At 72.0% G+C, this 23,085-nt stretch carries 24 protein-coding genes and 1 riboswitch; of the genes, 13 read left to right on the top strand and 11 right to left on the bottom strand.

The annotated features are described in order from the left end of the window. Positions 1–86: 86 nt before the first annotated feature. The gene (locus ABZ642_RS14435; RefSeq protein ID WP_360482418.1) at positions 87–839 is read left to right on the top strand and encodes an endonuclease/exonuclease/phosphatase family protein; all 753 of its coding nucleotides are present in this window, start codon (positions 87–89) and stop codon (positions 837–839) included. Between the two features lie 25 nt (positions 840–864). Here the strand turns inward: ABZ642_RS14435 and ABZ642_RS14430 are convergent, their stop codons facing one another. Then, positions 865–1,428 (bottom strand): hypothetical protein, encoded by a 564-nt coding sequence (locus ABZ642_RS14430; protein ID WP_360482415.1) that lies wholly within the window; start codon positions 1,426–1,428, stop codon positions 865–867. Further along, positions 1,421–2,200 (bottom strand): alpha/beta fold hydrolase, encoded by a 780-nt coding sequence (locus ABZ642_RS14425; RefSeq protein ID WP_360482412.1) that lies wholly within the window; start codon positions 2,198–2,200, stop codon positions 1,421–1,423. The genes ABZ642_RS14430 and ABZ642_RS14425 overlap by 8 nt, the downstream gene beginning before the upstream one ends. 180 nt (positions 2,201–2,380) lie before the next feature. Between ABZ642_RS14425 and ABZ642_RS14420 the strand changes: the two genes are divergently transcribed. The 4 genes from ABZ642_RS14420 to ABZ642_RS14405 all read left to right on the top strand — a co-directional run bounded on the left by ABZ642_RS14420 (position 2,381) and on the right by ABZ642_RS14405 (position 6,196). Then, positions 2,381–3,103 (top strand): lysophospholipid acyltransferase family protein, encoded by a 723-nt coding sequence (locus ABZ642_RS14420; protein WP_360482409.1) that lies wholly within the window; start codon positions 2,381–2,383, stop codon positions 3,101–3,103. A gap of 43 nt (positions 3,104–3,146) precedes the next feature. After that, positions 3,147–4,361: a DUF5931 domain-containing protein gene (locus ABZ642_RS14415; RefSeq protein WP_360482406.1), complete on the top strand. Its 1,215-nt coding sequence runs from the start codon at positions 3,147–3,149 to the stop codon at positions 4,359–4,361. Next, positions 4,358–5,032: a response regulator transcription factor gene (locus tag ABZ642_RS14410; protein WP_360482403.1), complete on the top strand. Its 675-nt coding sequence runs from the start codon at positions 4,358–4,360 to the stop codon at positions 5,030–5,032. The genes ABZ642_RS14415 and ABZ642_RS14410 overlap by 4 nt, the downstream gene beginning before the upstream one ends. Before the next feature lie 135 nt (positions 5,033–5,167). After that, the gene (locus ABZ642_RS14405; RefSeq protein WP_360482400.1) at positions 5,168–6,196 is read left to right on the top strand and encodes a 6-phosphofructokinase; all 1,029 of its coding nucleotides are present in this window, start codon (positions 5,168–5,170) and stop codon (positions 6,194–6,196) included. A 62-nt stretch (positions 6,197–6,258) separates the two neighbouring features. On the opposite strand, the gene ABZ642_RS14400 is transcribed toward ABZ642_RS14405, so the two are convergent. Next, positions 6,259–8,139, bottom strand: coding sequence for an anthranilate synthase family protein (locus tag ABZ642_RS14400; protein WP_360482397.1), 1,881 nt, complete (start codon positions 8,137–8,139; stop codon positions 6,259–6,261). Positions 8,140–8,237: 98 nt separating this feature from the next. Next, entirely contained in the window at positions 8,238–8,294 is a 57-nt protein-coding gene (locus tag ABZ642_RS14395) for a trp operon leader peptide (protein WP_111582571.1), read from the bottom strand. Between the two features lie 105 nt (positions 8,295–8,399). Between ABZ642_RS14395 and ABZ642_RS14390 the strand changes: the two genes are divergently transcribed. Together ABZ642_RS14390 and ABZ642_RS14385 are read left to right on the top strand one after the other, a co-directional pair. Further along, positions 8,400–9,752 carry a class II 3-deoxy-7-phosphoheptulonate synthase gene (locus tag ABZ642_RS14390; RefSeq protein WP_360482394.1) on the top strand — a complete coding sequence of 451 codons (1,353 nt, stop codon included), beginning with the start codon at positions 8,400–8,402 and terminating at the stop codon, positions 9,750–9,752. Between the two features lie 160 nt (positions 9,753–9,912). Next, positions 9,913–10,167 carry a (2Fe-2S)-binding protein gene (locus ABZ642_RS14385; RefSeq protein ID WP_360482391.1) on the top strand — a complete coding sequence of 85 codons (255 nt, stop codon included), beginning with the start codon at positions 9,913–9,915 and terminating at the stop codon, positions 10,165–10,167. Between the two features lies 1 nt (position 10,168). On the opposite strand, the gene bfr is transcribed toward ABZ642_RS14385, so the two are convergent. Further along, positions 10,169–10,651, bottom strand: a complete 483-nt coding sequence (gene bfr, locus ABZ642_RS14380; RefSeq protein ID WP_360482388.1) for a bacterioferritin — start codon at positions 10,649–10,651, stop codon at positions 10,169–10,171. Between the two features lie 200 nt (positions 10,652–10,851). Between bfr and ABZ642_RS14375 the strand changes: the two genes are divergently transcribed. Continuing rightward, entirely contained in the window at positions 10,852–11,484 is a 633-nt protein-coding gene (locus ABZ642_RS14375) for a sulfite oxidase-like oxidoreductase (protein ID WP_360482385.1), read from the top strand. Between the two features lie 16 nt (positions 11,485–11,500). Here the strand turns inward: ABZ642_RS14375 and ABZ642_RS14370 are convergent, their stop codons facing one another. After that, on the bottom strand, positions 11,501–11,923 hold the full coding sequence (locus ABZ642_RS14370) for a DUF4396 domain-containing protein (RefSeq protein WP_360482516.1): 423 nt from the start codon (positions 11,921–11,923) through the stop codon (positions 11,501–11,503). Between the two features lie 394 nt (positions 11,924–12,317). On the opposite strand from ABZ642_RS14370, the gene ABZ642_RS14365 reads away from it, so the two are divergent. From ABZ642_RS14365 to ABZ642_RS14345, 5 genes are all read left to right on the top strand, one after another. Next, on the top strand, positions 12,318–13,016 hold the full coding sequence (locus tag ABZ642_RS14365) for a Crp/Fnr family transcriptional regulator (protein ID WP_360482382.1): 699 nt from the start codon (positions 12,318–12,320) through the stop codon (positions 13,014–13,016). A gap of 111 nt (positions 13,017–13,127) precedes the next feature. Beyond that, positions 13,128–13,910: a hypothetical protein gene (locus ABZ642_RS14360; RefSeq protein ID WP_360482379.1), complete on the top strand. Its 783-nt coding sequence runs from the start codon at positions 13,128–13,130 to the stop codon at positions 13,908–13,910. Next, positions 13,907–16,114: a hypothetical protein gene (locus ABZ642_RS14355; RefSeq protein WP_360482376.1), complete on the top strand. Its 2,208-nt coding sequence runs from the start codon at positions 13,907–13,909 to the stop codon at positions 16,112–16,114. Before ABZ642_RS14360 ends, ABZ642_RS14355 begins: the two co-directional genes overlap by 4 nt. Further along, positions 16,111–17,199, top strand: a complete 1,089-nt coding sequence (locus tag ABZ642_RS14350; protein ID WP_360482373.1) for a hypothetical protein — start codon at positions 16,111–16,113, stop codon at positions 17,197–17,199. The genes ABZ642_RS14355 and ABZ642_RS14350 overlap by 4 nt, the downstream gene beginning before the upstream one ends. Continuing rightward, on the top strand, positions 17,196–17,693 hold the full coding sequence (locus ABZ642_RS14345) for a Pycsar system effector family protein (RefSeq protein ID WP_360482370.1): 498 nt from the start codon (positions 17,196–17,198) through the stop codon (positions 17,691–17,693). Before ABZ642_RS14350 ends, ABZ642_RS14345 begins: the two co-directional genes overlap by 4 nt. A gap of 11 nt (positions 17,694–17,704) precedes the next feature. Here ABZ642_RS14345 and ABZ642_RS14340 read toward each other — a convergent pair whose 3' ends face one another. The 5 genes from ABZ642_RS14340 to thiO form a co-directional block, all read right to left on the bottom strand. Then, entirely contained in the window at positions 17,705–18,607 is a 903-nt protein-coding gene (locus ABZ642_RS14340) for a deoxyribonuclease IV (protein ID WP_360482367.1), read from the bottom strand. A gap of 34 nt (positions 18,608–18,641) precedes the next feature. Continuing rightward, positions 18,642–20,603 carry a Stk1 family PASTA domain-containing Ser/Thr kinase gene (gene pknB / locus ABZ642_RS14335; RefSeq protein ID WP_360482364.1) on the bottom strand — a complete coding sequence of 654 codons (1,962 nt, stop codon included), beginning with the start codon at positions 20,601–20,603 and terminating at the stop codon, positions 18,642–18,644. Positions 20,604–20,735: 132 nt separating this feature from the next. Next, positions 20,736–21,530, bottom strand: coding sequence for a thiazole synthase (locus ABZ642_RS14330; protein WP_360482361.1), 795 nt, complete (start codon positions 21,528–21,530; stop codon positions 20,736–20,738). Between the two features lie 3 nt (positions 21,531–21,533). Further along, positions 21,534–21,734, bottom strand: a complete 201-nt coding sequence (gene thiS / locus ABZ642_RS14325) for a sulfur carrier protein ThiS (RefSeq protein ID WP_360482358.1) — start codon at positions 21,732–21,734, stop codon at positions 21,534–21,536. Beyond that, positions 21,731–22,900 carry a glycine oxidase ThiO gene (gene thiO / locus ABZ642_RS14320; RefSeq protein ID WP_360482355.1) on the bottom strand — a complete coding sequence of 390 codons (1,170 nt, stop codon included), beginning with the start codon at positions 22,898–22,900 and terminating at the stop codon, positions 21,731–21,733. Before thiO ends, thiS begins: the two co-directional genes overlap by 4 nt. Then, a riboswitch (TPP riboswitch) is annotated at positions 22,898–23,009 on the bottom strand. It overlaps the preceding gene by 3 nt. Between the last annotated feature and the right edge of the window lie 76 nt (positions 23,010–23,085).

Raw genomic sequence — 23,085 nt, 5'->3', positions numbered from 1 at the left:
ACCGGCCACGACGAGGCCGGTCGCGCACCCGCCCCGCGTCCCGCCCCATCGGGCGCCCCGACTCCCTCGTGTCGTAAATTGACGGCATGGCAACCGTGTCGCTCCCCAACTCCCACACAGAGCCCGACGGTTCCGCCGTCATCCGCGTCCTCAGCTACAACATCCGCTCCATGCGGGACGACACCCAGGCCCTGGCCCGTGTCATCAAGGCCTGCGCCCCCGACCTGGTCCTGATCCAGGAAGCCCCCCGGTTCTTCCGCTGGCGCAAGAAGCTCGCCCGCCTGGCCGCCGCCTCCGACCTGGTGATCCTCACCGGCGGAGCGACCGCGGCCGGACCGGCCGTCCTCTGCGACCTGCGCGCCACCGTGGAGCGCACCGAGGACGTGCTCCTGCCCCTCACCCCCGGCCTGCACCGCCGCGGCTTCGCGACCGCGGTCGTCCGCTTCGGCGGCGCCCGCCTCGGCGTCACCAGCTTCCACCTCAGCCTCCAGCAGGAGGAGCGCTACGAGCAGAGCGGCATGCTGCTCGACCGGGTCGCCGGCATGGGCGTGGAGCACGCCATCGCCGGCGGCGACCTGAACGACCGCCCCGACGGCCGCACCTTCCGCCGCCTGGCCGACGCCTTCCAGGACTGCCGTACCACCGTGCCCTGGGGCGGCGAGTTCACCTCCGGGTCAACCGACCCCCACCAGCGCATCGACGCGATCTTCGCGACGAAGGGCATCGAGGTGCTCGGCTGCGGGGTGCCCCTGGAGCAGCCGGGCATCACCGACGCCGACCTCACCAGGGCGACGGACCACCTGCCCGTCCTGGCCGCCCTCAGAATCCCGGCGTCCTAGCGGGGAGTCCCGGTCTCGGTGCGTCTCAGACCACGGCACCGCGCCCCGGGTCGTCGTCCTGGTCGTCGTCCGTCTTCATCCGGGTCACCAGGGTGACGAAGCCGCCGAGGAACCCGCCGATCCCCAGCGTCGCCAGCCACCAGGTCATGTCCCAGCCGAGCAGCACCGCGAGCAGGAGCAGGATCGGACCGCCCACCACGCCCAGCCAGGCGAACCTGGCGGTCGTGTCGGAGTCCGGCAGCGGTGGCGGCTCGGGCGGCACGAAGTGCCCCTCGTCGTCATCGTCGAAGTCGTCCTCGGACGGCTCCGGCGCCGTGTAGTCACGCGGGCCCACCCCGGGCGCGAAGGAGACGGAGCTGCCCAGGGGCTGCGCGGGCCGCGGCTCCTCGGCAGCCCCGGGTTCGGCGGCGTCCTCCTCCATGGCCGGCAGCGCCAGGTCCTCCACCGGCTTGTAGGGCGAGGCGCCCGGCGGGTCCGGCGGCTCGTCGCCGTACCCCGCGACGATCGCCGCCCAGGCGGCTGCCTCGTCGAAGGGCACCCCCTTCTCGTCCGGCTCGCGGTCCTCGCGGTCGGAGTCGTGCTCAGCCAACTGCGGCCGTCCCTTCCTTGCCGACACTGGGTGCGAGCCGGCCGATGAAGGCGAGGCTCTCCTCGAAGATCCGGTCCGCATCGTGGTCCAACGTCGCCACGTGGTAACTCTGTTCCAGCACTACCTCGGTTACGTCCGTGGAGGACACCCGGCTCAGGATCCGGGCCGAATCCACCGCCGGAACCACATGGTCCTGGGTGCTGCGCAGCAGCAGCAGCGGCTGGGTCACCTGCGGAAGCTCGCCGTCCACCCGGTGGAAGAAGTTCCGCAGCGAGTGCGCGGCATGCAGCGGCACCCGGTCGTACCCCACCTCGGCGGCGCCCGGCTTGGCGATGTCACTGGCGATGCCCGGCGTCGTGCGGACGAGGTGCCGGGCCACCGGAAGGGCGTACGCGGAAAGCCCGTGCACCTTGTTCGCCGGGTTGACGATCACCACGCCGTCCACACCCGTCCCGTTCTTGGCGGCGAGCCGCAGCGCCAGGGTGCCGCCCATGGACAGGCCCGCCACGAACACCTGGGAGCAGCGCTCGCGCAGCAGCCGCAGCTTGCGGTCCACCTCCGCGTACCAGTCCTGCCAGCCGGTGACCTGCATGTCCTCCCAGCGGGTGCCGTGCCCCGGCAGCAGGGGGAGGGCCACGGTCAGGCCGTGTGCCGCGTGGTGCTCCGCCCAGGGGCGCAGCGACTGGGGCGAGCCGGTGAAACCATGACAGAGCAGGACACCGACCTCCCCGCCGTCATGGCGGTACGGCTCGGCTCCGGGGAGAACCGGCACCTTCGGTCTCCAATTCGTGAGAGGGGGCAGGAACTGAGAGAGGCCCGAACGACGACTTCGGATGTGCTTCACCGTACGCGACGGCACTGACACCGACCAGGGTCGTCGGGGCCATTCCCGGCGCTGCGGGTTAAGGTCTCATCGACGGAAACGGGAGGCACTCGGGTGTTGTACGGCGCGATGAAGGTCGCTATCGGGGGACCGCTGAAGGTCACCTTCAGGCCCTGGGTGGAGGGCCTGGAGAACGTCCCGGCCGAGGGCCCGGCGATCCTGGCGAGCAACCATCTGTCCTTCTCGGACTCGTTCTTCCTGCCCGCGGTGCTGGACCGCAAGGTCACCTTCATCGCGAAGGCCGAGTACTTCACCACGCCCGGCGTGAAGGGCCGCCTCACGGCCGCCTTCTTCAAGGGCGTCGGCCAGCTCCCGGTGGACCGCTCCGGCGGGCGCGGCGCCGGTGAGGCGGCGGTGCGGAGCGGCATGGACGTGCTGGAGCGCGGCGAGCTGTTCGGCATCTACCCGGAGGGCACCCGCTCGCCCGACGGCCGTCTCTACCGGGGCAAGCCCGGCGGCCTCGCGCGCGTGGCGCTCGCGACGGGCGCCCCGGTCGTCCCGGTCGCCATGATCGACACGGAGAAGATCCAGCCGCCGGGGCAGGTGATGCCCAAGCTGATGCGGCCGGGCATCCGGATCGGCAAGCCGCTGGACTTCAGCCGTTACCAGGGCATGGAGCACGACCGGTTCGTGCTGCGCGCGGTGACCGACGAGGTCATGTACGAGATCATGAAGCTCTCCGGCCAGGAGTACGTCGACATCTACGCGACCGCGGCCAAGCGGCGGATCGCGGAGGCCGCCAAGGCCGAGAAGGAGGCGGCGAGGGCCGAGAAGAAGGCCGCCGAGTCCTAGACCGGCGGCGAGGGGGACCGAGGGACCGGGGGGACCGGGGGAGATGACCAAGCGGGAACGCGTCATACGGATGTCGGTGGAGCTGCCCCTGTGGCGTGCCCTCACCGGCTACCGCGTGCTGACCCTGCTGTACGCGATCGGCCTGTTCGCGTCCGCCTACGACGAGTACGACCGTCCGGGTGTCGCGATCGCCTACTACGCCGTCCTGGCCGTCTGGACGCTGGCGACCCTGCCCCGCGTCCAGAGCGCGGCCGCCTGCACCAAGCGCTTCCTCGCCGTCGACCTGGCGATCGCGCTCACCGGGATCGTGCTGACCCCCTGGGTGGTCACCCAGAGCCACATCGACCGTGGCGGCGCGACCCTGCCGTCGATATGGACCGCCGGCTCGGTCCTCGCCTACGCCCTCAAGGGCGGCTGGCGCTGGGCCGCGTTCGCCTCCACGCCGGTCGCCGCCGCCAACCTGATCGAGCGCGGCCACCCGGCCCGCGACACCGTCCACAACGTGATCCTGGTCTGGGTCGCCTCCATCGCCATCGGGTACGTCGTCGAGGTGGCCCGCGCCTCCGAGCGCACCCTGGCCCGCGCCCTGGAGATCGAGGCGGCCACCCGGGAGCGGGAGCGGCTCGCCCGGGACATCCACGACGGCGTGCTCCAGGTGCTCGCCATGGTGCAGCGGCGCGGCGCCGTCCTCGGCGGCGAGGCGGCCGCACTGGGCCGGATGGCGGGGGAGCAGGAGGTGGCGCTGCGCACCCTGGTCTCCGGTGGTCTGGTGCCGCTCTCCCGGGCCTCCGAGGACGCGGCCCTGGGCGCGGTCGTACGCCTCGTCGAGGAGCCGGACGACGCCGGTCCCGTCGACCTGCGCGCGCTGCTCGCGCCGTACGCCGGGGCGCGGGTGAGCCTGGCCGAGCCCGGGGCGCCGGTGGAGCTGCCGCCGGGCGCGGCGCGTGAGCTGGCGGCCGCCGTCGGTGCCGCCCTGGACAATGTGCGCAGTCACGCGGGGGACGGGGCGCGGGCCTGGATCCTGGTCGAGGACGAGCCCGACGAGATCGTGGTGACCGTACGGGACGACGGCCCCGGCATCCCCGAGGGCCGGCTGGCCCAGGCCGAGGGGGAGGGGCGGCTCGGGGTGGCCCAGTCGATCCGGGGGCGGCTGCGCGACCTCGGCGGCGGCGCCGAGCTGTTCTCGACTCCCGGGCAGGGCACGGAAGTAGAGCTGAAAGTACCGAAGGTCTCCCTGGGGAAGGCGGAGCGGCGATGAGCATCAGGGTCATGGTGGTCGACGACCACCCCATGTGGCGCGACGCGGTCGCCCGGGATCTGGCCGAGTCCGGTCTCGAGGTGGTCGCCACCGCGGGGGACGGCGAGCAGGCGGTGCGCCGCGCCAAGGCGGCCGCGCCCGACGTCCTCGTCCTGGACCTCAACCTGCCCGCCAAGCCCGGTGTCCAGGTCTGCAAGGAACTCGTCGGCCACAACCCGGCGTTGCGCGTGCTGGTGCTCTCGGCGAGCGGGGAGCACGCCGACGTCCTGGAGGCGGTGAAGTCCGGCGCGACCGGCTACCTCCTGAAGTCGGCCTCGACCGAGGAGCTGCTGGACGCGGTCCGCCGTACCGCCGTCGGCGACCCGGTGTTCACGCCGGGCCTCGCCGGTCTGGTGCTCGGCGAGTACCGCCGGCTGGCCTCCGAGCCGGCGCCGGCCGCGGACGCCGGCGGTCCCGACGCGCCCCGGCTCACCGACCGCGAGACCGAGGTGCTGCGGCTGGTCGCCAAGGGCCTGAGCTACAAGCAGATCGCCGAGCGGCTGGTCATCTCGCACCGCACGGTCCAGAACCACGTCCAGAACACCCTCGGCAAGCTCCAGTTGCACAACAGGGTGGAGCTGGTCAGATACGCCATAGAGCGTGGTCTCGACGACGGTCCGGAAGGCGGCTGATCTGATCTTCGCGGCCCGGACGTAAACCAACCGCCCGACAATTCACCGGAATTGCCCTTCCGCGCCCATCCCTGTGTGAGCTGGATCACCATTAGCGTGAGTCCCACCAGGCAACCGCGGCGAAGGGACATTTCCATGCGGGTCGGAGTACTGACCGGAGGCGGCGACTGCCCCGGGCTCAACGCCGTCATCCGGGGCATCGTCCGCAAGGGCGTGCAGGAGTACGGCTATGACTTCGTCGGCTTCCGGGACGGCTGGCGCGGACCCCTCGAAGGCGACACCGTCCGTCTCGACATCCCCGCCGTGCGCGGCATCCTGCCCCGCGGCGGCACCATCCTCGGCTCCTCGCGGACCAACCCGCTGAAGCAGGAGGACGGCATCCGGCGCATCAAGGACAACCTCGCCAAGCAGGAGGTCGAGGCGCTCGTCGCGATCGGCGGCGAGGACACCCTGGGCGTGGCCGCCCGCCTCACCGACGAGTACGGCGTGCCCGTCGTCGGCGTACCGAAGACCATCGACAACGACCTGTCCGCCACCGACTACACCTTCGGCTTCGACACCGCGGTGGGCATCGCCACCGAGGCCATCGACCGGCTGCACACCACCGCCGAGTCGCACATGCGGATCCTGGTCTGCGAGGTGATGGGCCGGCACACCGGCTGGATCGCCCTGCACTCCGGGCTCGCGGGCGGTGCCAACGTCATCCTCATCCCGGAGCAGCGCTTCGACGTCGACCAGGTGTGCGCCTGGATCACGTCCCGGTTCAAGGCGTCGTACGCCCCGATCGTGGTCGTCGCCGAGGGCGCCATGCCGAAGGACGGCGACATGGTCCTCAAGGACGAGTCGCTGGACTCCTTCGGGCACGTGCGGCTCTCCGGGGTCGGCGAGTGGCTGGCCAAGGAGCTGGAGAGGCGCACCGGCAAGGAGGCCAGGACCACCGTCCTCGGGCACATCCAGCGCGGCGGCACGCCCAGCGCCTTCGACCGCTGGCTGGCCACCCGCTTCGGCCTGCACGCCATCGACGCGGTCCGCGACGGCGACTTCGGCAAGATGGTCGCGCTGCGCGGCACCGACATCGTCCGGGTGCCGATCGCGGAGGCCACGGCCCGGCTGAAGACCGTCGACCCGAAGCTGTACGAAGAGGTCGGCGTGTTCTTCGGCTGAGTCCGAGTCCGGGCGGGCTCCCTCCCCGACGGGGCCGGACCCGCCCGGAACGGCTTCCCGGACTACCGGGCCGGCCGCCGCGCGGCGAACGTGCTGGTGCCGCGCACCCGACCGATCAGCTCCCGCACCACGGCCGCGCCGTTCAGCGTGAGCACCGACTCGGGGTGGAACTGCACCCCGGCGAACCCCGGCCCCCGTACGGCGTGCACCTCGTCGTTGGCCGCCCGGCTCACCTCCACGCCGTGCGCCGCCAGCTCCCGCGCCGCGTCCTCCTCGCAGCGGGCCACGAAGCTGTTGTAGAAGCCGACGGTCTCCGGGCGCCCGAACAGGTCCACGGTCGTCTGCGCCCCCTGGTAGGGCACTTCCTTCCGTACGATGTCCAGGCCCAGCTCGGCCGCGATCAGCTCGTGTCCCAGGCAGACGCCCAGCACCCCGTGCCGGTGCTCCCGGATCACGGTCGCCGTGAGCTTCCGCAGGAACCGCATCTTCGGATCGTCCAGGTCGGACGGGTCACCGGGACCCGGGCCCAGCACCACCGGCCCCTCGTGGGCGAGCACCGCCGCCCGCAGCCCGGGCTCGTCGTAGCGCCGGACGGTGACGTCGAGCCCGGCCGCCCGCAGCACGTGCGCGAGCATCGCGGTGAAGGTGTCCTCGGCGTCCACCACCAGCGCGTGTCCGGCCAGCTCCCCGGTCCGCTCCTGCATCCGCAGCCAGAACGGCGCCAGCGCGGCCCGGCGCCCGTCCAGCGCGGCCCGCACCCGGGGGTCGTCGGCCAGCCGGGGCCGCGTCCCCTCGGCACGCGGCCGTGCCGGCCGTACCCCGAGGGCCGCGAGGACCCCCGCCGCCTTCGCGTGCGTCTCCGCGACCTCGCCGGCCGGGTCCGAGCCGCGCACCAGCGTGGCGCCGACCGGGACCCGCAGCCGGCCCTGCGAGGAGATGTCCGCGGTGCGGATCAGGATGGGGGAGTCCAGGGTCTGGGCGCCGCCGGAGTCCCGGCCGAGCAGGGCCAGCGCACCCGCGTAGTAGCCGCGCCCCCCGACCTCGTGGCGCTCGATCACCCGGCAGGCGTTCTGCACCGGCGAGCCCGTGACGGTCGCCGCGAACATGGTCTCCTTCAGGACCTCCCGGACATCCAGCGAGGACCGGCCGCGCAGTTCGTACTCCGTGTGCGCGAGGTGAGCCATCTCCTTGAGCCGGGGCCCGACCACCACGCCCCCCATGTCGCCCACCGTGCACATCATCTTGAGCTCCTCGTCGACGACCATCGACAGCTCCTCGATCTCCTTGCCGTCGGCGAGGAAGCCGAGCAGATGCTCCGGGGTGGGCCCCTCGGCCGGATAGCGGTACGTCCCGCTGATCGGGTTCATGACCACCGTGCCGCCGGACATCCGGACGTGCACCTCGGGACTGGCGCCGACCAGGGTCCGGTCCCCGGTGTGCACCACGAACGTCCAGTACGCGCCCCGCTCGCCCTCCAGGAGCCGCCGGAACAGCGCGAGCGCGTCGGCCCGGCCGAAGTCCGGGATCCGGCCCTGGTACGTCCGCCGGATCACGAAGTTCGCGCCCTCGCCCCGGCCGATCTCCTCGCGCAGCACCCGGCCGACGATCTCCGCGTACTCCTCGTCGTCGACGTCGAAGCCCCCGTCCTCGACCCGCACCGCGTGCGCGGGCAGCTGGGCCAGGGCGTCCGCCAGCGGCAGGGTGTGGGTCTCCTCGGGGGTGAGGACCAGCAGGGGCGTGCCGTCGTCGCGGACGTCGAAGCCGCGCTCGCGGATCTGGCGGAAAGGCACCAGGGCGAGCCCCTCCTCGGGCAGCGCGGCCAGCCGGTCATGGGCGGTGACCGGGCCGAGCAGCACCTCCACCGTGCTCTCGTCGTGGCCGGGGGTACGGCGGCGGAGCAGGGCGAACGGGCGGTCGTCGTGGAGCAGCTGGGTCAGATCCATGATTCCTCTGCGATCCCTTGCAGGTGGGAGAGGAACGGCCCCGGAAACGCCGAAGGCCGCCCCTCGGGCGGCCTTCGCGAAGTCTTGCGTACGCGCAGTCAGTGGGCCGCCGGAGAAGCGGTCCACCACCAGTTCTGGTTCGAAAGCGCGAACATGCGCATACCGTACCGCACCCCTCCCTCCGTCCACAGGACAATCACTGCGTCTCACCAGTCGAGCCAGGGAAAAAACAGTCGACACGACCCCGTAATGTTTACGGGGTGACCGTGAACGCTAAGACCGGCCCGAGCGCCGGCAACACCTGGCGAGACCTGCCCGCGGCGCAGCAGCCCGAGTACCCCGACCCCGAGGCTCTGCGCACAGTCGTTGCGGAGCTGGAGTCGTATCCGCCGCTCGTCTTCGCGGGCGAGTGCGACCAGCTGCGCGCCCGGATGGCGGCGGTCGCCAAGGGAGAGGCGTTCCTCCTCCAGGGCGGCGACTGTGCCGAGGCCTTCGACGCGGTGTCGGCCGACCAGATTCGCAACAAGCTCAAGACCCTCCTCCAGATGGGCGCCGTGCTGACGTACGCCGCGTCCGTCCCGGTGGTGAAGGTGGGCCGGATCGCCGGCCAGTACAGCAAGCCGCGCTCCAAGTCGACCGAGACCCGTGGCGGGGTGACGCTGCCGACCTACCGGGGCGACTCCGTCAACGGCTTCGCGTTCGAAGAGGCCTCCCGCGTCCCGGACCCCGAGCGGCTGAAGCGGATGTACAACGCGTCCGCCTCCACGCTGAACCTGGTGCGTGCCTTCACCACCGGCGGTTACGCGGACCTGCGCCAGGTGCACGCGTGGAACCAGGACTTCGTGAAGTCCTCCCCGTCGGGCCAGCGCTACGAGCAGCTCGCCCGCGAGATCGACAACGCGCTGAACTTCATGCAGGCCTGCGGCGCGGAGCCCGAGGAGTTCAAGACGGTCGAGTTCTTCTCCTCGCACGAGGCGCTGCTGCTGGACTACGAGTCCGCCCTGACCAGGGTCGACTCCCGCACCGGCAAGCTGTACGACGTCTCGGCGCACATGGTGTGGGTCGGTGAGCGCACCCGGCAGCTGGACGGCGCGCACATCGAGTTCGCGTCCAAGATCCGCAACCCGATCGGCCTCAAGCTCGGCCCGACGACGACGGCCGAGGAGGCGCTGAAGTACATCGACCGCCTCGACCCGGACCGCGAGCCCGGCCGGCTGACCTTCGTCGTCCGGATGGGCGCGGACAAGGTCCGCGACAAGCTTCCCGAGCTGGTCGAGAAGGTCACCGCCTCGGGCGCCACCGTCGCCTGGGTGACCGACCCGATGCACGGCAACACCTTCGAGGCGGCCTCCGGCCACAAGACCCGCCGCTTCGACGACGTGCTCGACGAGGTCAAGGGCTTCTTCGAGGTCCACAAGACGCTCGGCACCCACCCGGGCGGCATCCACGTCGAGCTCACCGGTGACGATGTCACCGAGTGCGTGGGCGGCGGCGACGAGATCTTCGTCGACGACCTGCACCAGCGTTACGAGACGGCCTGTGACCCGCGCCTGAACCGCAGCCAGTCCCTCGACCTGGCGTTCCTGGTCGCGGAGATGTACCGCGACCAGTAGGCGGCCTCGCGGGGAGTCTCGCGAGAAGTGGGGCGCGGATCACATACGATCCGCGCCCCACTCCACTTTTGCACTCGCCGGGTGATGGGTAAGGTTAGGTTTGCCTCACCGACCAGTCGGGACGGCACCACTGATCGATCCCGGCGGGAGGTGAATCCGCGTGTACGTCTGCAGCTGTTTCGGGGTGACCGAAGCCCAGGTCAAGAAGCACGCGGAGGGCGGGGCCTGTACCCCTCGCCAGATAGCGTCCGCCTGCAAGGCGGGGACGGACTGCGGTTCGTGCGTCCGTCGCATCCAGGCGATTCTCGGTCGGGGCGCCTGTCCCCGCCGGGAGCTGGCCGACCAGGGCCGCCCGGTGCTTACCGCCGATCTCGCCGAGCCCGACGGGTTCGACGCGCTCGACGAAGCCGCGTGACTCAGCTGCTCTCGGGCTGCTCGATGATCTGCGAGATGTAGAGCGCCTCGCCGAGCTTCTCCACCAGGTCCAGCTGGGTGTCGAGGTAGTCGATGTGGTGCTCCTCGTCCTCCAGGATGGACTCGAAGATGTTCGCGGACGTGATGTCGCCCTTCTCGCGCATCACCTTGATCCCGCGCTTGAGGCGGTCGATGGCCTCCACCTCGACCTGCCTGTCCGCCTCGAACATCTCCTTGACGGTCTGCCCGACCCGCACGTGGAAGAGCCGCTGGTAGTTGGGCAGTCCCTCCAGGAACAGAATCCGGTCGGTGAGCACCTCGGCGTGCTTCATCTCGTCGAACGACTCGTGCCGGGTGTACTTGGCGAGCTTGTACCAGCCGAAGTTCTCCTGCATCTTCGCGTGCAGGAAGTACTGGTTGATCGCGGTGAGCTCACCCGTGAGCTGCTCGTTGAGGAATTCGATGACCTCGGGGTCGCCCTGCATCGCAGAGGCTCCTTCCGCATGGGTTACGTGGGGGGACGCACTGGGTGTGTGCGGCGCATGATTGCACCGGCACAGAAGATCGTCCAGTAAGTGCGTACTTAGTAAGTAAGGGCATGTTTGGTGCCAGTTGATCGCTTCTGTGATTTTTGCGGGAACTGTGTGGTCAGGTGCACCACCCGTGGTCTGTCAGGATGGAAGGCATGGGTCATCCGGTGGAACGCGCGTCGAGACAAGCCGCGGGAGCCGGGCTTCCGCCGGGGCAGCGGCTGCAGCGCGGCTGGCCGGTCACCCACTACGGCCCGGTGCCCAAGTTCCGTCCCGAGCGCTGGGAGTTCAGGGTCTTCGGCGCCACCGCCGAAGCGGGCCCGCACACCTGGAACCACGAGCAGTTCACGGCCCTGCCGTACACCACCGTGGTCGCCGACCTGCACTGCGTGACGAAGTTCAGCATGCTGGGCGCCGAGTGGGGCGGGATCCCGGCGTGGACCGTCCTGGAGCTCGCGCCGCCCGCCCCCGATGTCACCCATGTGATGGTGTGGGCGGAGTACGGCTTCAGCTCCAACCTGCGCCTCACGGACTTCGCCACCGACCGCACGATCTTCGCCACCCACAAGGACGGCGAACTCCTCACCGCCGAGCACGGCTTCCCGGTGCGTCTGGTCGTCCCGCAGCTGTACGCCTGGAAGGGTCCCAAGTGGGTCCGCGGCATCGAGTACATGACGGCCGACCGCCGCGGCTTCTGGGAGGAGCGCGGCTACCACAACCTCGGCGACCCCTGGAAGGAGCAGCGCTACTCCTACCAGGAGGGGCCGGGGGACGGTCCGGAACTCTGAGTTCTCGGAGGCGGGGTCAGTGGTGGTAGCGGTGCACCACCGCGTGCCCCTTGCCCCGGCCGATCGTCCACTTGTTGACCGGGGTCGTCACCACGAACGCGATCACCAGTGAGACGGCCAGCGAGACCCAGAACAGCGCGTCACCCAGCTGGGCGTCCATCGCGGCCGGCCAGACCAGGATCGTGCCGTTGTCGATCAGTTCCATCACGGCGATCGAGAGGGTGTCCGCGGCCAGCGCCACCCGCAGCGCGGTGCGCGGGTCGACGCCCGCCCTCAGCACTCCGCGCATGGTGAGCGAGTAGCCGAAGAAGAACGCCAGCACGATCGCCAGCAGCGTGGTCGGCAGGTTCCCCCAGCCGAAGGCCGTGCCGACGACCATGCCGAGCACCTCGCCGATGGCGCAGCCGGTGAGGCAGTGCAGCGTCGCCTGGACGGCCATGGCCCAGGAGGCGCCGGCGGGGCCGTGCGTGCCGTGTGCCCTGTGTGCCCCGTGTGTCCCGTGTGTCCCGTGTGCTTCGTGGTGCGCGTGGGGCTGTTCCGCGTGCTCGTCGTGTTCGTGGCGCTCGTGGTGCTCGTGAAGGGTGTGGTCGTGGTCCATGGCTGATCCCCGGTGTCAGGTGCGGATCCTTCTTGAGACACCGACATATATACCCCCCTGGGGTATTCCCGTGAAGCGTTCGGGCTCGTTCCGGTAACGGGCGGCACATTCCGTGCCCAGAGCGCTACGCTGAGATCCTTGCCTGGCGGGAGACACACCGGGCAAAGACGGATCCAAGGGGCCCTTGGGGTTCCGCTTGTGGTCCGGTTCGGGGGCGAGCGGTCGGGGGACGACGGTGGGGCTGTTCGGAGAGCGGCATACCTTCATGGGCGGGCTCGGTCCGGGGGACCGGGAGGCACTGGCGGGACTCGGCACCCGGCACGAGTATCCGCCGTACGACACGGTCATCGCGGAAGGCGACCGGACCACGTTCGCGGTGGTCCTGCTCAGCGGCTGGTGCACGGTGTGGACGCCCACCGAACGCGGCGGCCGGCTGATCCTGGCCCTGCGGCGGGCCGGCGAGGTCGTCGGCGACATGGCGGCGCTCGACGGCCGCCCGCGCAGCGCCTCGGTGAGCACCCTGGGCCCGGTCACCGGCCTGGTCATACCCGGCGAGCGGTTACGACGGTTTCTTGCCGCCCGGCCGCGTGCCAACGCGCTGATGACGATCCAGCTCACCGAGCGGCTGCGCAGCGCGGACCACGAGCGTCGGGCCCTGGCCTCGATGACCGTGCTGCAGCGGCTCGCCGAGCGTCTCGTCGAACTCGCCGACCGCACCGGCCGGCTGGAGAACGAGGCCGTGACCATCCGGCTGCCCCTCGCCCAGCACGAACTGGCCGCCTCCGTGGGTTCCACCCGCGAGGCCGTCGCCAAGGCCCTGCGCCTGTTACGGGAACAGGGCCTGGTCCGCACCGGCCCCGGCACCCTGGCCGTCGCCGACCTGGACCCGCTCCGCCTGCTCGCCGCCGGACAACCACACGGCACGGAGACCTGACAAGCACCGAGTCCCGCGCTGTGTAAACGGCTACAGCGGCGACCGGCCGGCTCCGCGAGCATCGCACCGGAGGCGCCGGTGGCCCGGCGGGACCGCAGGGAGGAGAAAACGATGGAGGGGGAAGCCGCCTACGGCTTCATCGTCAATGTGGACGCACAGGGCTCGGGACTGCTGTCCGACACCGAGAAACCCGAGATGCGGCGCAGACTCTACGACGTCACGGGCACCGCCTTCGAACAGGCGGGCATCCGGCCGCCGCGCCTCTACCAGGAGGACCGCGGCGACGGCATCCTCGGCGTACTGGCGCCCGACGTGCCGCCCGTCCGGGTCCTCGGGGAATGGGTGGAACACCTCCACCAGAACCTGCGGGAGAGCAACCGGCACCTCAGGAAACCGCTGCGGCTCCGCGTCGGCCTGCACATCGGCCGGGTCACGGCCGACGCCCACGGCCGCTCCGGACGCGCCGTCGACCTCGCCTGCCGGCTGGCCGACTGCGGTGTCGCCAAGGCGGTCCTGAAGGCGGCGGACGGCGCACCCATGGTGGTGGTCGCCTCCGACCGGGTGCACGAGGACTTCATCCTGCCCGGCGGACGCTGGGTGGACCCCGAGCACTACCGCCGGCACGACGTGGAGCTCAAGGAGGGCCGCACCACCGCCTGGTTCATGGTCCCCGGACGGTCCCGGCCGCCCGAGCCGCAGGAGGAACAGGGGCCGGACGCGGCCGACGGGCCGGTCGATCCGGAACGGCCGCCGGGGGGCAACCCGCCGCGGACGCCGGCACCCGAGGACACCGGGACCGGCGTCGTCCAGAACACCAACCAGCACGGCACCGGCCGGATCGTCGTCGGCGGAACCATCGACACCATCAACTTCTCCGACGGCGGTGACCGGTGAACGCGCAGAACCCCCAGCCGCCCCAGGCCGGCCCGAAACCACAGCCCCAGCAGCCGCAGCCGCAGCAGAAGGCCGAGCCGGACAAGCCCGCAGGCGCCGAGTCCGGCGGCGCACCCGAACCGGAGAGGGCCGACGTCATCGGCGGATCCGCCGCCAACCCGCTCGGCGAGGAGGCCCTGCCCGGGGCCGCGGCCGCCGCCTCCCGGATCTACCGCTCCACCGTGAACCAGCACGGCTCCGGCACCCTCATCAGCTCCGGATCCGTCGGCACCATGAACTTCTACAGCCGACAGACCGCGGAACGCCTGCTCGCCGGCCCGCTCCCGGAGGACGAACTGCGCAGGCTGCGCCGGGTCTTCCAGGAACCGGCGGACTACGGCGACCACCGTGAGCAACTGCGTGGCGGCCGCCTCCTGGTGCTGTACGGCCAGCCCGGCACCGGCCGCGCCTACACCGCCCTGTCCCTGCTCGACGACCTCACCCGCGGCCAGGTCTCCCGGCTCGACCCGCGCACCGACCTGGACCGGCTGGACGACGAGCAGATCCACGACGGCCACGGCTACGCCCTGGAACCCAGCGCCACCGGACTGCCGGACGAGACCGGTCTCGACCGGCTCTGCGAGCTGCTCGGCAGGAAGGAGGCGTACGCCGTCCTGCTGGCCACCCCCGAACCCGGCGACGTCCTCTCCCGCGGCGGCCGCTACTACCGCGTCCACACCCCTGCCGCCCAGACCGCCGTACTCGAAGGCCATCTCGCCGTCGAACTCGCGGACTCGGGCCCCGAGCTGTACGAGCGGGCCCGGGCGACCGCCCTGGACCCCGACGTCCTGGAGGCGCGCGGACTCGACGAGTTACGGCCGGCGGAGGCCGCCCGCTTCGCGCGGCTCCTCGCCCGGCACACCAGGGACGAGCTCAACCACGACGAACTCCTCGCCGAGTGCCGCGGGTTCGCCGAGAGCCAGGCCGCCGAATGGTTCGCCGGCGGGATCCGCTCCGAGACCCCCGAGCGGCTGCGGGACGCGGCCTACCGGATCGCCGTCGCCGTACTGGAGGGCGCCTCGCTCAGCGCCGTCGCCGAGGCCGCCGAGGTGCTCGCCTGGGAACTGGCCGTCACCGTCGACCCGGAGGCCACCCCCGGCCGGCCGCTGTTCAGCGACGGCGTCGACGCCCGGCTGGTCTCCGCCCGCGCGGTCGCCGAACTCGGCACCGAGGAGGTCGGCACCGAGGAAGTGCCGGTCCGCACCGTCCGGTTCGGCGGCGAGGCCCTCGCCCCGGCCGTCCTCGGCCACCTGTGGCAGCACCGGCACAACGCGCGCGGACCCGTGCTGCGCTGGCTGGCCGGACTCTGCGAGGACACCAGGCCGCAGGTCTGGGTACGGGCCGCCGTAGCGGCCGGTCAGCTGTGCGGCCTCGACCTCTCGCACACCGTGCACGAACTGGTCCAGCCCATGGCCCAGTCCGAGCGGGCCCGCCGCCGGCTGTTCGCCGCGACCGTGCTCGACGTCGCCGTGCGCTCCCCGGAGGTCGGCACCGCCGTCCGCGCCCTGGCCGGCTCCTGGGCCCGCTACGGCGACGAGCAACTGCGCTGGACCGCCGGGGCCGTGCTCGGCCGGGGCCGGGCCACGGACACCGTCCGCGAGTCGCTCGACCTGCTCGGCGGGATCGGCGTCTGGGACGAGGGCAGACTGCGGGCCGAAGCGGCCGTCCAGGTCGCCCACTTCGCCGGCGCCCACCCCGAGCCCCAGACCCTGCGCCGGATCCGCGCCTGGCTCTCCGACGAACGCCGGACCCAGCAGGACCTCGGCCTGCAGAGCACGGTCTACCTCGCCGCCATCCCCGTCGTCGACCTCTGGAACCAGCACGAGGAACTGGAGGGCTACGGCGACTGGCCGCTGATGCTGGCCCTGGCCACCGTCCGGCCCGCCCTCGCCGCGGAACTCGCCGGGCTCCTGTGGACCGCGCTCCAGACCCCACGGTCGTACGAGGCGGCGATCGAGACCGTCTCCGACTGGCTGCGCGACTCGGCCGACCAGCCCTGGGCCGACCGGCTGGAGCGGTTCCTGCCGCTCCTCGTGCACACCCACGACGACCGCAACCGGCTGCTCGGCCTGATCAAGGAACTGACCGAAGACCCCGACCAACCACTGAACGATCAGCAGGTCCGCCGCCTGTGGGGCGCGGTCCAGGGAGCGAGTACACCATGACGCACAACCAGTGGGGGCAGCCGTGGCCGCCCCAGGACGAGGAGTTCGTCCTTCCGCACGACCTCAGAGGCCCCTTCGTCCGCGAGTTCGCCCCACAGACCACCTACCGGCACCGCAACAGCCAGGTCGCCTCGGTGCTCTACTACAAGAACGGCGGCCACAGCATCATCACCGTCCGCGGTGCCGAGCACTTCAACAAGCCGCTGATCGGCAAGCCCACCTCGGTGTGCTGGATCGCCCGCGGCCAGCACCAGGTCTCCTTCCAGCTGGAACTGCCCACCTTCGGCGACCGCTCCCGGTTCCGGGCGGGCGCGGACGTCAACTGGGAGGTGCACGACTTCTACCAGGCCGCCGAGAAGCGCGTGGTCGACGTCGAGCGCATGCTGCGCCCCTCGCTGGAGGCCCGGCTGCGCGGGCTCAGCCGCCGCTACAGCCTGGACTCGGCCCAGCAGGTCGACGAGGCGATCCAGGACGAGCTGGCCAGCGGCCGGTGGGGCGACTTCGGCGCCGATCTCGGCCTCGCCACCCAGGTGTTCGTCCGGATCGACCTCGGCCAGGCGGCCGCCGACTACCAGGCGCAGATGGTCGCGGTGGAGAAGGGCGGCGTGGTCCAGGAGGCCATCGACAACGTCAACAAGGCGCGGATCGCCGCCAACATGGACGACGCGCAGAAGCTGATCACGGCCGGCGAGACCGTCCAGTACGCCCACATGCTCGCCTCGGACCCGAGCCGCGCGCACGAGATCCTCGGTGTGCTCCAGCAGCAGGCCCGCGAACAGCGCCAGGGCGCCCTGGACTACCTGACCAACCTGATCAACCAGGGCGTGGTGCAGCGCCACCAGATCGACGACCAGGTCCAGGCCCTCATCGACTTCAGCCGCACGGTCTCCACCGGAGTCTTCCCGAACGGCCTGCCGCAGGCCCCGACCTCGCTGCCGATCCCGCCGATGCCGCCCGCGCCGCCGCTGCTCCCGGCCGACGCGCCCCCGCCGATCCCGCCCGCGCCGCCGGTGTCCCCGGTGGACACCATCCCCGGAGAGGGGACGGGGGTGGAGGACGACTCCAGCCCCGAGGCGCGCCGATGACCCCAGCCGGCCCCGACCCCGACGCCGCCGCGCACTATGTCGCCGAACGGCTGCTGCTGACCGTGCGCGAGGACCTGGGCAGGGCGGACGTGAAGGCGTCCGTCCTGCTGTCCGGCGCCGTGGCGGTACCCGCCCTGGTCCTCGGGCGCGGACTGCCGCCCGGGGTCTCCGGGCCCGCCGTGGTGTTCCTCGCGGCGGGCGCGGCGCTGTGGGCGGCGGGCACCCTGCTGCTGCTCGCGGTGATCGTGCCCCGCACCCGTACGTTCCGCTCGGCACCGGGCCCGACCTTCTACGCCGACGCGCTCACCGTCACCGACCAGGAGGCGCTGCGCCGCGCCGCCGCCGAGGTCGGCGCGGACCGGGTGGGCTGGCTGCTCACCCAGTTCCAGGACGTCAGTGTCATCCTCTCGGCGAAGTACCGCTGGCTGCGCCGGTCGATGGCGCTGCTCGGGGCGGGACTGCTGCTGGCGGCGGTGCCGCTGGCGGTCGGCTGACCCGGGTGCGGTCAGCCGTCGCGGAGCCGCTTGAGGCGCTCGACGTCGGCCGCGTGCCCCTCCTTGCCGCCGGGCGTCTCGATGATCAGCGGTACGCCCGCGGTCGCCGGGTGGGTCATCAGCGCGCGGAACGGGTCCTCGCCGATGTGCCCGGCGCCGATGTTCTCGTGCCGGTCCTTGTGCGCGCCGGCGACGTCCTTGGAGTCGTTGGCGTGGATCAGCTTCAGCCGTCCCTCGCCGACCGTCTCCACCAGCAGGTCCAGCGTCTGGTGCATGCCGCTCGGCCCGGTCAGGTCGTGCCCGGCGGCGAACACATGACAGGTGTCCAGGCACACGCCCAGCTTGGGATGTGCGTCCAGCGCCTCGAAGTACGGCCCGAAGTCCCAGGTCCGCGAGCAGAGCGAGGCGCCCTGTCCGGCGGTGGACTCCAGCAGCAGGAACGGGTCGTCGTCATGGGTCAGCTCGTCGAGCAGCGGCAGCAGATACGCCCGTACCTGCTTCAGCGCCACCTCCCTGGCCCGCCCGCCGGTGGCGCTCCCGGTGTGCACGACCACCCCGAGCGCCCCGATCTCCCGTCCGCGCCGCAGCGAGTGCCGCAGTGACTCCACCGACTTCTGAGCCGTCGCCTCGGTGTGCGAGCCGAAGTTGATCAGGTAGGGGGCGTGCACGTACGCCGGGATCGACCCCTCCGCGCAGGCCGCCCGGAACGCCTCGTCCTGCTTCGGGTTGCCCGCCGGGGTGGCCCAGCCACGCGGGTTCGCGACGAAGACCTGCACGGTCTCGGCCTTCAGCTCACGGGCGTACGACAGTCCCACCGAGTGCAGGCCACCGGCCACCGGGACATGACCGCCGACGGGGTTGCGGGAGGGACCGGACTGCGGGGGGCCGGAGGGACGGGACGGGTGGCTCTTCACCAGGCAAGGGTGTCACGCCGTGGGCCGGCCCCCGTCACCGGATGGTGATGGTGATCGTCGACCCCTTGGGCGCCTGTTTCCCGGCGTCCACCGACTGCCGCTGCACACTGTTGCCGAACAGCCCGAACAGCCCGCGGTCCTCCTTGACCTGGAAGCCGGACTGCTCCAGCAGCTTGGTCGCGTCGTCGACGGTGGCCCCGACCACGTTCGGCACCTCGACCATCTCCGGGCCCTTGGACAGTGTCAGCGTCACCGTGTCGCCCTCGGCGGCCCGCGCGTCGCCCGCCGGGGTCTGCCGGGCCACCTGCCCCTGGTCGTACTCGGAGGTGACCTCGGTGGCCGAAACGGTCACCTTCAGCCCGGCCTCCTGAAGCTCCTGCCGGGCGTCGTCCAGGTCGTCACCGGTGACATCCGGGACGTCGACCGGCGAACCCTTGCTGACGACGAGCGCGATCGCCGTCCCCGCGTGCCGCTTGCTCCCGGCGCCCGGATCGGTGGAGATGACCGACCCCTTCGGCACGTTGTCGCTGAACTCCCGCGTCACCATGCCCGGTTCGAGCCCGCCGGCCTTCAGCAGCGCCTTGGCCCGCGCCTGCGTCCGGCCCTGCACGTCCGGTACGTTCACCGTCTCCGGGCCGTCCGAGACGGTGAGCGTCACCGAGTCGTTGCTGCGGATGCGCCGGCCGGCCGCCGGGTCGGTGCTGATCACCGTGCCCCGCCGCACCGTGTCGCTGTAGGCGTGCTCGACCTTCTTGACGTCGAGTCCGGCCTCCTTCAGCTGCGCGGTGGCCTGTGCCTCGGTCTTCGACAGCAGCGGCGGGACCTTGGTGAACTGTCCGGAGTTGATGTACCAGATCCCGGTGCCGGCACCGAAGACGACCAGGACCGCGACGACGAGCGTCACCAGTCCGCGCCGGGACCGGCGGCGCGCCCCGTGCCGGCGCTCCGGCACCGGCGGCGCCTCGAACCGGCTGGTCATCAGGACCCGGTCGTCCGGTTCGTTGACGGGCAGCGGCCGGGACGGGGGTCCCCCCGCGCGAGCGAAGCCGAGCGTGGGGGAGGTCAGCGACCGCGGAATGACGCTGGTGCGGTCCTCGGCTATGTCATGCGCCTCGGAGAGAGCCTGCGGCGGTACGGCGTCCAGTTGCTCGTCACGCAGGGTGGCCCGCGCCTGCCGCACCAGGGCCAGCAGCGCGACGGCGTCGTACGGCCGGACCTCGGGATTGCGGGCGGTGCCGTGGGCGACCAGCTCGTCCAGTTCGTGGGCCAGCCCCGGCACGATGGCGGACGGCGGCGGCACGTCCTCGTGGAGATGCTTGTAGAGGATCGCCGCGGGCGAGTCCGAGTCGTGCGGCTTCTCTCCGGTGAGCATCTCGTAGAGCACGACACCGCACGCGTACACGTCGACGCGGGGATCGGCGGCCCCGCTCTCGACCTGCTCGGGTGCCAGGTACGCCACGGTCCCGAGCACCGCGCCGGTCGTGCTGGTGACGCTGTCCACGGACCGCACGAGCCCGAAGTCGGCGACCTTGACCCGTCCGTCGTCCCCTATCAACACGTTCTCGGGCTTCATGTCCCGGTGCACGAACCCGGCGCGGTGCGCGGCGCCCAGCGCGGCCAGCACGGGCTCCAGAATGTCCAGCGCGGCCCGCGGCTGCAGCGCGCCGCGCTCGCGCAGCACGTCACGGAGGGTGCAGCCGGCGATGTACTCCATCGCGAGATACACGTACGGCCCGTCGGTCCCCTGGTCGAAGACCTGGACGACATTCGGGTGGGCCAGCCGGGCGACCGACTTGGCCTCGCGGATGAATCTCTCGACGAAGGATCCGTCGGCGGCGAGCGCCGGATGCATCACTTTCAGCGCGAGCACCCGGTCCAGCCGGACGTCCAGGGCCCGGTAGACCGTGGCCATCCCGCCGACGGCGATTCGCGCGTCGACGCGATAACGGCCGTCGAGCACCTGCCCGACGAGGGGGTCCTGAAGCGTCGTATCCACCCCGCGAGTGTACGAGCCCCGGCTGAAACCCCCACAGGTGAGACAGATTTCCCCACCGACTTGCAGCGCACCTGTGACGCAGCGCGCCCCTCCGCGCGCCCCTCCGCGCGCCCCGAACGACCCGGCCGGCGGTCAGAAGGCGGGGCGCTCGGGGTCCAGGGCGGCCAGGCCCTCCGTGGGGGACGACGGCTCGGCGAAGTGGCGGAAGGGGATCCGGCCGGCCAGCCGGGCCAGCCGCCCCGCCTCCACCCCGGCCCGCATGGCGGACGCCATCCGTTCGGGATCCTGCGCCCGGGTCACCGCCGACGCCAGCATCACCCCCGCACAGCCCAGCTCCATCGCCAGCGCCACGTCGGACGCCGTACCGGCCCCCGCGTCCAGAATCACCGGCACGCGCGCGTGCTCGACGATCAGCCGGAAGTTGTGCGGGTTGCGGATCCCGAGCCCCGACCCGATCGGCGACCCCAGCGGCATCACCGCGGCGCACCCGACGTCCTCCAGCTTCCGGGCCAGCACCGGATCGTCGTTGGTGTACGGCAGCACCGTGAACCCGTCGTCGACCAGCGTCTCCGCCGCGTCAAGCAGCTCGATCGGGTCGGGGAGCAAGGTCCGCTCGTCGGCGATGACCTCCAGCTTGACCATCGAGGTCCCCAGTGCCTCCCGGGCCAGCCGGGCCGTCAGCACGGCCTCGCCGGCGGTGAAGCACCCCGCGGTGTTCGGCAGCACCCGGATCCCCAGCCGTTCGAGGACCGACAGCACGGACCCCCGTACCCCCGGATCCACCCGCCGCATCGCGACCGTCGTCAGCTCGGTCCCGGAGGCGACCAGCGCCCGCTCCAGCACCTCCAGGCTGGGCGCACCCCCGGTGCCCATGATCAGCCGGGAGGAGAAGGCCGTACCCCCGAGCACGAAAGGATCGTCGGCCATGGCTCAGCCTCCCTGTACGGCGGTCAGGACTTCCACGCGGTCACCCTCGGCGAGCGCCGTACCCGGCCACTCCCCGCGCGGTACGACGGTCTCGTTGACCGCCGCGGCCACCCCGGACGGCGCGACCGTCAGGGACTTCACGAGCGTGTCGAGAGCGGTGCCGGGGGTGATCTCCCGGCGCTCCCCGTTGACGGAGATGTTCATGCGGTCTGCTCCAGGAGTGGGCCGGGGACGGGGCCGAAACGCTTCGGGCTGAACGGACGGGCCTCTTCCGGCAGCTCACCGCCGGTCAGCAGCTCCGCCATCACGTCTCCCGTGACCGGCGTGAGCAGCACTCCGTTGCGGTGGTGCCCGGTGGCCAGCAGCAGCCCGTCGAGGCGGGTCGGCCCGAGCAGCGGCGCGTTGTCGGGGGAGCCGGGGCGCAGCCCGGCCCGGGTCTCGGTCAGCGGCAGCTCGGTGATGCCGGGCACCAGCTCGTGCGCGTCGCGCAGCAGCTCGTACACGCCCCCCGCCGTGACCGTCGTGTCCCAGCCCAGCTCCTCGCTGGTCGCCCCCACGACCAGCTCGCCGTTCTCCCGGGGCACCAGGTAGAGATGGCCACCGCGCACCACGGCCCGCACGGTCCGGCTCAGGAACGGCGCGTACGGTGCGGGCACGGTCAGCCGCAGCACCTGCCCCTTCACGGGCCGCACCGGCGGCAGCGCCTCGTCCGGCACCCCCGCCAGCCGCCCGCTCAGGCTGCCGCCGGCGAGCACGACCCGGTCCGCGGCCAACAGGTCCCCCGCGCGCGTGAGGACACCGGCCGCCCGCTCCCGTACCACCTCCAGACGCTCGGCCCAGCCGCGGTGGAAGACCACCCCGGCCCGCTCGCACGCCGCCACCAGCGCGGCCGCCAGCCGGCGCGGGTCGATCTGGTGGTCGCCGTCGACCCGCAGCCCGCCGCGCACACCCGGCGCGAGCATCGGCTCCAGGCGCCGGCACTCCCGCCCGGACAGCCACTCGGAGTCCAGCCCGGACTGATGCTGGAGGGCGTGCAGCTCGCGCAGGTGCGCCCGGTCGTCGGCGTCCAGCGCGACCGCGAGCGTGCCGCAGCGCCGGTAGCCGAGGTCGTGGCCGGTCAGCTCGGTGAGCTCGGCGGCGAAGTCGGGATAGCGGCGGGCGGAGGCCAGGTTGAGTCCCAGCAGGGTCTGCTCGCCGTAGTGCAGTTCGGTGACCGCGGCCAGCATCCCCGCCGCGACCTGCGCGGCCCCGCCGCCGGGCTCGGGGTCGACCACGGCGGTGGCGAGCCCGCGCTGCGCGGACCGCCAGGCAGTCACCAGGCCGATGATCCCGCCCCCGATGACCAGGACGTCGGACGTATGTGCGGACATGGGCGTCCAGCCCCTCCCTTCGCCGGCATGACCCGGATCAGGTTCGTACGGTCGGAGGCCGCCAGCCTCCCTCTCAGCCCGGTGCGTCCGGGCTCCCGCGTGTGCTTCCCGGCCACCCTAGCCCGCGGGCCTCCGCCCTTGTAAGACGGCCTGCCCCGGCGGTGTGGAACAGGTCACTCAGCACG

The organism is Streptomyces sp. NPDC007157, from assembly GCF_040634235.1.
Classification (GTDB): Bacteria; Actinomycetota; Actinomycetes; order Streptomycetales; family Streptomycetaceae; genus Streptomyces.
This window is presented reverse-complemented; position numbering and strand designations above follow the sequence as displayed.